Genomic DNA, 11,871 nt, shown 5'->3' on the forward strand with positions numbered 1-11,871 from the left:
TGGCCACCACTGCGTGCGCGGCGCGCGCGCGCCATACTTACCGAACCGTAAATGGGGATGGTTAACGGAGGGTTGAGGCAGCGGTGGATCAGGCCTCGCTGGATGGCAATTCCGTTGGACAGGCGCGCGGCAAAGCGCTAATCGCATCACCCATGCATGCGAGATCCCCAGACAAGAAGCGGCTCGATGGGCAAGCTTCGATCGCCTCGGCGCTTAGAACGGTAGCGACCGAGCAGGCCGGTGTCGCGGCGCTGGCGGCCGCGCTCGAAAACGGATTGACCGAACCGTTCGCGCACGCCGTCGACATGGTGTCGCAAATCGAGGGCCGCGTCATCGTCACCGGCGTCGGCAAGAGCGGCCATATCGGCTCAAAGATCGCCGCAACGCTCGCCTCGACCGGCACGCCGGCTTTCTTCGTCCATCCTGCCGAAGCCAATCATGGCGACCTCGGCATGATCGCCAAGGACGATGCCATCATCGCCATGTCGTGGTCGGGCGAGAGCCGCGAGCTCAAGGGCATCATCGCCTATTCCAGGCGCTTCTCGATTCCGCTGATCGCGGTCACCGCCGGAGAGCGATCGGCGCTGGCGCGTGCGGCCGATGTGGTGCTCCTGCTGCCGCGTGCGCCGGAAGCCTGCCCGCACGGCCTGGCACCGACGACATCGACGCTGCTGCAACTGGTGATCGGCGATGCGCTGGCCATCGCGTTGCTCGAAGCGCGCGGCTTCACGCCGGATCATTTCCGCACCTTCCATCCCGGCGGGCAACTTGGCGCCAATCTGACGCAGATCCGCGACATCATGCATGTCGGCGACAGGCTGCCGCTGGTGCCTTCGGGCACCGGAATGCGCGAAGCGATCCTCGAATTGTCGCGCAAGGGGTTTGGCTGCGTGGCGATAACCGCCGCGGATGGTGCGCTGATCGGCATCGTCACCGATGGCGATATCAGGCGCCACATCGGCAATAATCTTTTGACGATGAGCGTCGATGAGGTCATGACCAAGGAGCCGAAGACAGCCGGGCCGGATACGCTGGTGGCGACGGCGCTGCAGACGATCAACAATTCGGCCATTTCCAGCCTGATGGTTGTCGAGAGCGGACGGCCGGTCGGACTTGTCCATCTGCACGACCTGCTGCGCATCGGCGCGGCCTGACAGACCTCAGGCCTCTTTGAAAAGTCGCCCGCCGAGATGGGTGGGATCGGTCCTAGACCGCCTCGACCGTCAGCTCCAGATCGGTGTCGGCCGCGCCCGTCACGCGCACCTGCGTGCCGGCCGGCAGATCGGGGCCTGAGACGCGCCATAGAGTATCGCCCAGCTTTATGCGGCCTCGCCCGTCCTTGATCGGCTCGGCAAGTGTCGCGATCCTGCCGATCATCTGTTCGCCGCGGCGATTGAGCAGCGGCTGGTCGGTCAGGTCATGGCGTTCGCCCACCAGTCTCTTGCCGACATAGGTTGAAACCAGCGACATCGCCAGGAAAGCGAGAACCTGGATCTGCCAGGTCCAGAAGCCGGCGTCCCAGATGAGGAGGGACACCACGCCGATCAGCAGCGCGGCGATGCCGATCCACAGCATGAATATGCCCGGTGCGATGACCTCCATCACCAGGAGGACAAAGCCGAGAACCATCCAATTCCAGGGACCGAGTTCGGAAATGATACGGTCGAACATCGGATCGGCCTCAGCTCTCGCTCGGGCGAACTGCCGGCGGGCGTGAAGCTTGCCGCGGCGTGCCGGCAGTGCCCTCGCTGCCGAAGACTTCCTTGGCGATCGCGCCGATGCCGCCGAGCGTGCCGATCAATGATGAAGCTTCCATCGGCATCAGCACGACCTTGCTGTTTGTGGCGGAGCCGATCCTGGTCAGCGCTTCGGTGTATTTCAGGGCAACGAAGTAGTTGAGCGCCTGCACGTCGCCCATGGCGATCGCTTCCGACACCACCTGCGTGGCGCGGGCCTCGGCCTCGGCCGAGCGTTCGCGCGCCTCGGCGTCGCGGAAGGCGGCTTCCTTGCGGCCCTCGGCTTCCAGGATCTGCGATTGCTTGAGGCCTTCGGCGTCGAGAATCTGCGCGCGCTTGTTGCGCTCGGCCATCATCTGGCGACCCATCGATTCGACGAGATTGGCGGGTGGATTGATGTCCTTGATCTCGACGCGGGTGATCTTGATGCCCCAGGGATGCGCCGCCTCGTCGACGACGCGCAGCAGGCGTTCGTTGATGGCGTCGCGGTTCGATAAAAGCTCGTCGAGGTCCATCGAGCCCATCACGGTACGGATGTTGGTCATCGTCAGGTTGAGGATGGCGTTCTCCAGCCCGGCGACCTGGTAGGCGGCCTGCGCGGCGTTGAGCACCTGGTAGAAGGCGACGCCGTCGACGGCGACGGTAGCGTTGTCGCGGGTGATGATCTCCTGGGTCGGGACGTCGAGCACCTGCTCCATCATGTTCAACTTGGCGCCGATGCGATCGACGAACGGAACGATGATGTTGAGGCCGGGGCTCAATGTCTTGGTATAGCGGCCAAAGCGTTCGACGGTATAATTGTAGCCTTGCGGAATTGTCCGGATGCCCTTGAAAAGCACGAGCACGACAAGAGCAACAAGAACAAGAAGCGCGATATCGAAACCACTGAAATCCATTTGGCTCTCCCTCAGATGCCGGCCACGGAAATGTTTCACGCGGCCGACTTCACCAATCACTTAAGTGTGTTTCAGGAACGTTACAATCAGGTGATAATGGATTACCGGTGCATAGAAAGCAGGCTAGCGGCGCTCGATTGTATCCGCTTCAGATCCAGCCCGACAGTTCGCGCCGCACCATCGCCTCGATCACCGCCATGCCCTCGGCACTGTCATTGAGGCAAGGGATGTGCGCGAACTTCTCGCCGCCTGCATGATGGAAGGTCTCGGCCGCCTCCCTGCCGATCTCGTCCAGCGTCTCGATGCAGTCGACGGAAAAGCCCGGATTGACGATGGCGATCGATCTCACGCCTTCTCCGGGCAATTTCTCGACCGTCTTGTCGGTGTAAGGCTGCAGCCACTCCTGCGCACCGAAGCGCGACTGGAACGTGGTGATCAGCTTCTTCTCATCCCAGCCGAGCTTTTCACGCAGCAGCCGGGTCGTCTCCAGGCAATGGGCCTGATAGGGGTCACCCTTGTCGGAATAGGGTTTCGGAATCCCGTGATAGGAGGCGATGACCACCTCCGGCTCAAAATCAAGGCTCGCAAGATGGCGCTCGATCGAACGGGCAAGCGCCTCGATATAAACCGGTTCGGCATAGTAGGGCGGCACGCTGCGGATCGCCGGGGCGCGGCGCATCTTCATCAGCGCGCGAAACAGCTGGTCGTTGGCGGTCGCGGTCGTGGTCGCGGAATATTGCGGATAGAGCGGAAAAGAGAGAATGCGGTCGCAGCCCTGCGCGACCAGCCCCTTGGCGACGCTCTCGGTGGAAGGATTGCCGTAACGCATCGCCCAGTCGACGGTGACGCCGGGCAGGTCGCGCAGCGCCTCGGCCAGCTTTTCGCTCTGGGCGCGGGTGTAGGTGCGCAGCGGCGACTCGTTACGCTGCCGGTTCCAGATCCTGGCATAGTTGGCGCCCGACTTCTTCGGCCGCGTGGTGAGAACCAGCCCGTAGAGGATCGGGTACCAGATCGCCTTGTTGAGCTCGATGACGCGCGGATCGGACAGGAATTCCCTGAGATAGCGCCACATCGGCTTGAATTCCGTGCCGTCGGGCGTGCCGAGATTAACCAGCATGACGCCGATCCTGCCCGCCCCGACCGGCGGCTGTCCTGCCGGCGGCGGGCCGAGGACCTTCGCAGCCTTGGGATCGACAGGGTTGGAAAGCGTCATAAGGGATCTCCGGACACTGCGCGAAACTAGCGATGCCGCGCCGGTTTTCAATGCAGCGTCTGGCCGCACCTTATCTTACCTCAGGCGGAAAGCAGAAAACCCGCCCGGTTACCCGGACGGGTTTTCCAACAATGACGGAAGAATTTAGTTTGCGGCCGGGATGGTCAAGGTCACGCCGACGGGAAGGCGGCGCGGCTCATAGTCCTTGTTGGCGTCGGAGATCGTTTTCCACCTGGCGCCATCGCCATAGGCTTTTTCCGCCAGATCCCAATAGGTGTCGCCGGCAACGATCACATGGCTGCTTTCGGCCGGCTTTGCCGGCTCGGCAGGCGCAGCTTCGGCTGGCTTGGCTGGTTCCTGGGCTGGTTCCGCCGCAGGAGCGGGTGCCGCAGGCACCGTCTCGGCTGGCTTTGCCGGCTCGGCAGGTGCCGGCGTTGCCGGGGCGGGTTCCGCCGGCACGGCTGGCGGCGTCGTGGCGATATCGTCCGAACCAGCCGGCGGTTCGGGCATCGCCGGCTCCGCAGTCGCGGCTGGAGCCGTTTCTGCTGGTTTTGCGGGCTCGGCCGGAGCGGGCGCAGCCTCGGCCGGCTTCGCCGGTTCCTGGGCCCGTTCCTGGGCCGGTTCCGCCGCGGCGGCGGCCGTGATCTCGGTGATGCGGCCGTCGAGCTTCGGCGTATAGGGCCGATGTGCACTGAGATAATCCGCGACTACCTGTTCGAGGCCCGGTCCGTAATCATAGGCGTTCTTGGCCTTGTCGGCGAACACCTTGTAGCCGTCGCCGCCCTGGCGCACATAGTTGTTGGTGGCGACCAGGTAATCCTTGTCCGGATTGATCGGGGTCCACGCGCCGCCTTGCATGACTTCGACCGACTTGACGCGCCCGGCATTCGGGGCAGCCGATTTGTCGAATGAGTACTTCAGGCCGGCAACCTGCGGGAAGCGTCCGGCGCCGTCCTCGATCTGGCTGAGACCGTTCTCGAGCCCGGCAATCAGATCCTTGCCGGAAATCTGGAAGGTCGCCACTGTGTTCTGGAACGGCAGCACGTTCAGCACTTCGCCCATGGTGACGGTGCCCTGGTCGATCGAAGCGCGCAGACCGCCGCCATTCGTGATGACGATCTCCACACCCTGGTCCTTGACGCGGTCAAGGACGGCATCGGAGACGAGATTGCCCATCTCGCACTCGCGGGTGCGGCAGTACTCACGGCTGCCGTCGATCGCCTTGGTGGTTTCGGCGACCTCCTGGTTCTTCAACGCCTCGATCGGCGCGCCGAGCTCCTTGATGCGGGCAAGCACCGCGGGATCTGGCGTGATCGACTTGTCGAGGTAGATCGGGTCGCCGCTGGCTTGCTTGACGACGCCGTTGTCGTCAAACACGACCTTGAACTCGCCGAGATACTTCGAATAGGACGCCGCCTGGACGACCGGCACTTTGTAGCCGTCCGGATTGTCGACCATCGTCGGGTAGGGGCCTTCAGCCTTGGGATCGGTGTTGGACAGCAGCGAATGGCTGTGGCCGCCGACCACCACGTCGACACCCGGGATCTTGGCGATGGCGTCGCGCTCACGCTTGTAACCGATATGGGTGACCGCGATGATCTTGTTGACGCCTTCTCCCTTCAGCTTCTCGACCTCTGACGTGATCGAGTTGACGTCGTCCTCGATCGTGACGTTAGGGCCTGGCGAAGCGAGCTCCGGCGTGTCGTTGGTGACCGCGCCGACGACGCCGATCTTCTGGCCGCCGACCTCGATCACGATCGACGGTTTCACGCGGTCACCGAGCTTGGATTGCGCGTTGGCCTTCACATTGGCGCCGAGCACCGGAAATTTGATCATATCCAGGAACGGCGCCAGCGCCGCCTCGCCGTCGTCGAACTCGTGATTGCCGACCGCCATGGCGTCGAATTTCATCTGGTTGAGGAATTCGCCTTCGGTCTTGCCCTTGTAGGTGGTGTAGAAGAGCGAACCCTGGAAATTGTCGCCGGCGTTGAGCAGCAGCACGTTCTGGCCTTCCAGCTTCTTGCGCTCCTGGGCGATCGCCGTGATCAGCCGCGCCGCGCCGCCGGTGCACTCGCCCTTGGCCTCCTCTTCGGCAGAGCAGGTCGATTCATATTTGTTGTTGCTTTCGATGCGGCTATGCCAGTCGTTGATGTGCAGGATGTTCAGCGTGTAGTCGGCAAAGGACACGCCGGCTGACAGGCCAAGCGTAGACGCCGACAGGGCGGCAATGGCGGCGATCTTCTTCATCTTCGTCTCCCGGATGATCTGTTTAACGCCCTTGCTCGACTGGAACATAACAGCCAGCTTTTCGTCCATGTTCACATCGCGTTTTAGGTGATGCAAGCGGAATCGGGGCCAGCTTTGCCGGCACAAAAAGGGCGGCGGCCTCAAGCCGCCGTCCTTTGCAAAAGCAGTTCAGTACGGGCTCAGGTGCGTCGCGTCAGCACAAAGTTCTGCCCGCTCGCGCTGGTGCAATTAAGCTGCGAGGTGGAGATCAACAAGCAGTTGAAGCTGATCGGCGTCTGGCGGATCAGCGAAGTGCCCTGGATTTCGACCGAGGTGCCGCCGGTCATGGTGTAGCTGCCGTCGGCAAGTTTCTGGCCGGTGTCGGTCGCGACGGTGTTGAAGCTGCCGCCGGCGAAGGTCGACAGGCCCGTGCCTTGCGCGTCGATCCATGAGCCTTCGACCGCGCTCCGCGCGGCCAATGGCGGCCCGCCCGGGCCGGCGGTGGTGCACGCCGCCGAGGCGGCAGCGGCCGCGACAATGCCGGCCGAAAGCAATTTGCGCGCAATCGTCATCATCAAATCCTCTCCTCTCGCATCGGCCGGAAAATCGCTCCGATTTTTCGGAAAGCACGATGCGCACATTCAAAGCGCTATACTTAGTGCGTCCAAATGGACGCACGTCGCTCTAGGCCGCCACCTTTCCTTCAATCGCCCGATTTCCAGGCGATTGCAAGGCAGCGAAACATTGCTATCGAACGAGGATGTTGCACTATCGAACGAGGATGTTGCGGAATTGCCATGGGTCGTTTTTGTCGAGGTCTTCCGGGAACAGACCAGGGCGGTTATCGAGCGGCGTCCAATCGGTGTAATAGCCCTTGATCGGCCCCAGATAGGGGGACTGCACTTCCAGGCAGCGCCTGTAGTCCATCTCGTCGGCCTCGACGATGCCGGCCTCGGGATTTTCCAGCGCCCAGACCATGCCCGCCAGCACTGCCGACGTGACCTGCATGCCCGTGGCGTTCTGATACGGCGCCAGCTTGCGCGCTTCCGCCAGCGACAGTTGCGAACCATACCAATAGGCGTTCTTGTCGTGGCCGTAGAGCAGCACGCCGAGCTCGTCGACACCGTCGACCAGTTCGTTTTCATCGAGCACGTGATGCACGGGTTGTGCCTTGCCAGCGGCACCGAACATCTCGTGCAGCGACAGCACGGCGTCGTTGCAGGGATGGTAGGCATAGTGACAGGTCGGGCGATATTGGACTTTGCCCTTCTTGCCGCGCACGGTGAAGAAGTCGGCGATCGAAATCGACTCGTTGTGCGTCACCAGGAAGCCGTATTGCGGGCCGGGCGTCGGGCACCAGCTGCGCACACGCGTGTTGGCGCCCGGCTGCTCCAGATAGATTGCGGCCCTCGAGCCATTCTTGTGCTCCTTGCCGTTCTTCGGCATCCACGTCTCATGCGTGCCCCAGCCTAGCTCGGCCGGTTGAAGCCCTTCCGAGATGAAGCCTTCGACCGACCAGGTGTTCCAGAACACGTTCATCGGCTTCGGCTTCTTGGTGCGCTGTGTGTCGCGCTCGGCGATGTGGATACCCTTGACGCCGGCCTTCTTCATCAGCCTGGCCCAACTTTCGCGATCGTGCTGCGCGGGCTCCGAGAACTCGAGGCCAAGATCGGTGGCGAGGTTGACCAGAGCCTGCTTGACGAACCACGAGACCATGCCTGGATTGGCGCCACAGGTGGAGATTGCGGTCGCCCCGCCGGGATGCGCGTGCTTTTCTTCGATCATGGATTCACGCAGCGCGTAGTTGCTGCGGCTGGCATTGTCGGCCTTGGTGTCGAAATAGAAGCCGAGCCACGGCTCTACGACGGTGTCGATGTAAAGCACACCCAGCTTGCGACAGAGCCGCATCAAATCCACTGAGCCGGTGTCGACCGAGAGGTTGACGCAAAAGCCCTGGCCACCGCCTTTGGTCAGCAGCGGCGTCAGCAGCGTCTTGTAGTTCTTCTTGGTCACCGCATCCTGCATGAAGGTGATGTCGCGCTCGTCGAGCAGCTTGCGATCGGTATCGCGTGGGTCGATGACCGTCATGCGCGACTTGTCGAACTTGAAATGGCGCTCGATCAGCGGCAGCGTTCCCCGTCCGATCGAGCCGAAGCCGATCATCACGACAGGGCCGGTAATCTCGCCGTAAACGGGCCAGTTTTCATTCGCCATTTTATCGATTACTCCCTCAGATAGGCTGAAAAACCGGGCAAACAGACGCAAAGCGGAGCATTTTTCTGCCCGACCGCCACGCGCTACAACCACAGATCATTGTCATAAACCAGCGAAAAGCCGCGAGCTACGCTGCATTCGTCATGTGGTTAAGGAGGACGACCACCCGATCGTGGCCGTCAGAATCTTGTAGTCGCGTTGGGCAAAGTCGAGCGCCGGCGGTTGCGCGGCCAAAGATGCGCCGAGCGTTGCCCGTCCGTGATGCGCCAACCGTTCAGCGGGTTTTCGCCCTCGGTGCAAATGTGGACGCCCGCGATCCTGCTGCCAGGCCTTGCCTCGATTTTAGACAGGGCCAGCACTCTGAGCCGTGCGACACTTTTCGATTGACGAACGTAATAACATAACATACGGCTCGTCAAGAGCGGGGCTGACCTTGGTGGCTGCCGCGGAGACGGATCGAATGGCTGCCTGTGTGATCTTTCAAGACCTGACGCTGGACTACAACAGCCATCCCGCCGTGCATCACCTCGATGGGATCGTCCGGCCCGGCGATCATCTGTCGGCGGGCACGATGTACGTTTCTTCCATCTCTGCCGGGACGCGCGGCTGCTCGCCACGCGTCCGGCACATCTCCCACAGAACCGATTGAACAAAGGAGTTGATCGAATGTCCAAGACGCTGAAGCTCGCCGCCGCGATGGGCGTCATAACATCGTTGCCAATCATCCCGTCGGTGGCCGCGGCCGAGAACCTCAAGGTTGTCGCCAGTTTCTCGATCATTGCCGATTTCGCCAGGAATGTCGGCGGTGACCGTGTCGACATCATCACGCTGGTCGGCCCGAATGGTGACGCCCATGTCTACGAACCGAAGCCGGCCGACGCGGCCACCGTCGGTTCTGCCGACGTGGTGCTGGTCAACGGCCTCCAGTTCGAGGGCTTCCTCCAGCGTCTCGTCGAGGCGAGCGCGACGAAAGCGCCAGTCGTGGAATTGACCAAAGGCGGCGAGGTGTTGCGCAACACCGAGGAAGAAGGTCACCACGATCAGGATAAAGCCGCCAAGGGTGAGGCAGGGCACGCCGCGGAGGCGAAAGAGGGCCATGAGGAAGGGCACCATCATCACGGCGAGTCTGATCCCCATGCATGGCAGTCGGTGCACAATGCCGAACTCTATGTGAAGAACATCGCCGATGCCTTCTGTGCCGCCGATGCAGCCGGCTGTTACACTTATCGGGCCAATGCCGAATCATACGGCCAGCAGCTCGAGGCACTGGAAGAGGAGATCAAGGCTGCTGTAGCTGAGATCCCCGAGGACAAGCGCACGATCATCACCTCGCACGACGCCTACGGGTATTTCGAGCACGAATACGGCATAAAATTCCTCGCGCCGGAGGGCGTCTCCACCGAATCTGAGGCTTCAGCTTCCGACGTCGCGGCCCTCATCAAACAGATCAGGCAAGACAAGGCTTCGGCAATCTTCGTGGAAAACGTCACCAATCCGCGCCTGATCGAGCAGATCGCCAGCGAGACGGGTCTGAAAATCGGCGGTGAACTCTACTCCGATGCCCTGTCGGACGAGAACGGCCCGGCGGCGACCTATCTCGAGATGATGCGGCACAACATCACGGCGATCAAAGGCGCGATCCTCGGGAGCTGATCGCCACGATGGAAAGGCGAGGCAATCCGCCGTTTCGTCGATCACAGTCAGTTATGTAATAACATCAAGGAGAATACCGTGAGGACAAATTGGGCGTCAGCCACGGCCATCGCGCTGTTTCTGTCTCTATCAACAAGTGCGGCCCATGCCGAGGAGATGACCGCCTGGCGCCTCTTCATCTCGGATCACGCGGATCCGAAGGTGACGTAATCGATGCGGTCGATGGCGGAAGGCTCGACACGTTCCATATCAAAGGGCCGGCGTCGCTCCACCGCAGCGAAAGCGGCCGGACCGTGTTCGCCGTGCAGGGCGCGGCCGGCGTCGTTACCGGGATCGCGAGCGGCATCTCCTTCGAGGACCACGGCGAACACGGCGACATCGACGTTGAAGCGCCAAAACTTGCCGGCGTCGAGATCGCAGGCAAGAAGCCATCGCATTTCGTCGAGCATGACGGAGACTTCGCCGCTTTTTTCGACGGCGAAGGTGTCGCCCGTATCCTTTCCGAGAAGGCGGTCCTGGAAGGCAAATCGGATTACAGGGACGTGAAGACGGACGCGCCGCAGCACGGCGTCGCAGTCGCCTATGGCTCCCATGTCCTCCTGTCAGAGCCGAACAGGGAAAAGCCGGATGAACTCCCGGTCGGCATCAAGGTTGCTGACGAAGCCGGCGCGCCGACCGGCGGCATCCACGCCTGCCCCGACCTCCACGGCGAGGCGTCTTCCGGCAATATCCTGGCTTTCGCCTGCGCGACCGGCCTGCTTGTCGTCAGCCATGGCGATGGCACCCCGGCGATCCGTCATCTGCCCTATGCCGACAGCCTGCCGGACGGCAAAACGACGACGCTGATCGGCGGCAGAGGCCTGCAATATTTCCTCGGCAACTACGGCGCCGACAAGGTGGTGCTGATCGATCCGACGTTCGAGAGCGACGCATTCCGGCTGATCAGCCTTCCGACCCGCCGCGTGCATTTCGCGGTCGATCCGGTTCGCGCGAAGTTCGCCTATGTCTTCACCGAGGACGGGCAGCGTCACCAGCTCGACGTGGTGAGAGGGGAAATCGCAAACTCGCTCAAGCTTACCGATCCCTATTCGATGGACGGTCACTGGAACGATCCGCGCCCGCGCATCGCGGTCGCCGGTGACCAGGTCGTCGTGACCGATCCTCTTCAGGGCAAGCTGCATCTCGTCGACGCGGCGTCTTTCGCCAAGGCCGGTGAAATCGCCGTCGAGGGCAAGCCCTTCAACATCGTCGCAGTCGGCGGCTCTGGCCAGGTCCACGATACCGACGGCAAGGAGGCACACAGCCACAGCCACGGTGATGACCAGATCTACAAAGGCTACTTTGAAGACAGTCAGATCAAGGAGCGTGTTCTTTCCGATTGGGCCGGCGATTGGCAGTCGGTCTATCCCCATCTGCAGGACGGGACGCTCGATCCGGTCATGGCGCACAAGGCGGAGAGCGGCGACCAGACCGCCGACGAGTACAAGGCCTATTACGAGATCGGCTACAAGACCGACGTCGAGCGCATCACGATCGATGGCGACACCGTGACCTTCTTCAAGGACGGGCAGCCGCTTAAGGCTCGCTATGCCAGCGACGGCTATGAGATCCTGACCTACAAGAAGGGCAACCGTGGCGTCCGCTTCATCTTCAAGAAGACCGAAGGAGATGCCGCCGCCCCGCAGTACATTCAGTTCAGCGACCACAGAATAGCGCCTGAGGCAGCCGACCATTATCACCTCTACTGGGGTAATGATCGCGCCGCTCTGCTGGAGGAGGTGACGAACTGGCCGACCTACTATCCGTCCTCCCTGAGCGCGAAGGAAATCGTGAGCGAGATGATGGCGCACTGACCGCGGCGCCCGTCGCTCTCGCCTGCGCGTCCGGCCCATTCTTTCCCGGGCCGGACGCATCTTCAGCAACTCGCAAGGTA

10 protein-coding genes and 2 pseudogenes are annotated in these 11,871 nt (G+C 62.1%); 6 read left to right on the forward strand and 6 right to left on the reverse strand.

Annotated features, from left to right (window positions below; all coding sequences use genetic code 11):
• Positions 1 to 152 precede the first annotated feature (152 nt).
• A complete protein-coding gene (locus EOA78_RS21280) occupies positions 153 to 1,154 on the forward strand; it encodes a KpsF/GutQ family sugar-phosphate isomerase (RefSeq protein WP_127316837.1) in 1,002 nt (333 codons plus the stop codon).
• 52 nt (positions 1,155 to 1,206) lie between these two features.
• On the opposite strand, the gene EOA78_RS21285 is transcribed toward EOA78_RS21280, so the two are convergent.
• From EOA78_RS21285 to EOA78_RS21310, 6 genes are all read right to left on the reverse strand, one after another.
• Positions 1,207 to 1,671 carry an NfeD family protein gene (locus tag EOA78_RS21285; RefSeq protein WP_127316838.1) on the reverse strand — a complete coding sequence of 155 codons (465 nt, stop codon included), beginning with the start codon at positions 1,669 to 1,671 and terminating at the stop codon, positions 1,207 to 1,209.
• 10 nt (positions 1,672 to 1,681) lie between these two features.
• A complete protein-coding gene (locus tag EOA78_RS21290) occupies positions 1,682 to 2,632 on the reverse strand; it encodes an SPFH domain-containing protein (RefSeq protein ID WP_127316839.1) in 951 nt (316 codons plus the stop codon).
• A 148-nt stretch (positions 2,633 to 2,780) separates the two neighbouring features.
• Complete coding sequence (gene hemH, locus EOA78_RS21295; protein WP_127316840.1) at positions 2,781 to 3,845, reverse strand: ferrochelatase; 1,065 nt, start codon at positions 3,843 to 3,845, stop codon at positions 2,781 to 2,783.
• Positions 3,846 to 3,989: 144 nt separating this feature from the next.
• Complete coding sequence (locus EOA78_RS21300) at positions 3,990 to 6,092, reverse strand: bifunctional UDP-sugar hydrolase/5'-nucleotidase (RefSeq protein ID WP_127316867.1); 2,103 nt, start codon at positions 6,090 to 6,092, stop codon at positions 3,990 to 3,992.
• A 179-nt stretch (positions 6,093 to 6,271) separates the two neighbouring features.
• A complete protein-coding gene (locus EOA78_RS21305) occupies positions 6,272 to 6,643 on the reverse strand; it encodes a hypothetical protein (RefSeq protein WP_127316868.1) in 372 nt (123 codons plus the stop codon).
• A gap of 196 nt (positions 6,644 to 6,839) precedes the next feature.
• Positions 6,840 to 8,285: a homospermidine synthase gene (locus tag EOA78_RS21310; RefSeq protein ID WP_127316841.1), complete on the reverse strand. Its 1,446-nt coding sequence runs from the start codon at positions 8,283 to 8,285 to the stop codon at positions 6,840 to 6,842.
• 460 nt (positions 8,286 to 8,745) lie between these two features.
• On the opposite strand from EOA78_RS21310, the gene EOA78_RS36485 reads away from it, so the two are divergent.
• The 5 genes and pseudogenes from EOA78_RS36485 to EOA78_RS37160 all read left to right on the forward strand — a co-directional run.
• Positions 8,746 to 8,934, forward strand: a complete 189-nt coding sequence (locus EOA78_RS36485) for a hypothetical protein (protein ID WP_206533473.1) — start codon at positions 8,746 to 8,748, stop codon at positions 8,932 to 8,934.
• A 17-nt stretch (positions 8,935 to 8,951) separates the two neighbouring features.
• On the forward strand, positions 8,952 to 9,938 hold the full coding sequence (aztC, locus tag EOA78_RS21320) for a zinc ABC transporter substrate-binding protein AztC (RefSeq protein WP_127316842.1): 987 nt from the start codon (positions 8,952 to 8,954) through the stop codon (positions 9,936 to 9,938).
• Between the two features lie 78 nt (positions 9,939 to 10,016).
• On the forward strand, positions 10,017 to 10,148 hold the full coding sequence (locus tag EOA78_RS37960) for a hypothetical protein (protein WP_348628496.1): 132 nt from the start codon (positions 10,017 to 10,019) through the stop codon (positions 10,146 to 10,148).
• Positions 10,149 to 10,186: 38 nt separating this feature from the next.
• A pseudogene (locus EOA78_RS37155) lies at positions 10,187 to 11,140 on the forward strand (hypothetical protein); the annotation flags it as partial.
• Between the two features lie 120 nt (positions 11,141 to 11,260).
• A pseudogene (locus tag EOA78_RS37160) lies at positions 11,261 to 11,791 on the forward strand (metal-binding protein ZinT); the annotation flags it as partial.
• Positions 11,792 to 11,871 lie beyond the last annotated feature (80 nt).

Source organism: Mesorhizobium sp. M5C.F.Cr.IN.023.01.1.1, from assembly GCF_003997585.1.
Lineage (GTDB): Bacteria > Pseudomonadota > Alphaproteobacteria > Rhizobiales > Rhizobiaceae > Mesorhizobium > Mesorhizobium wenxiniae.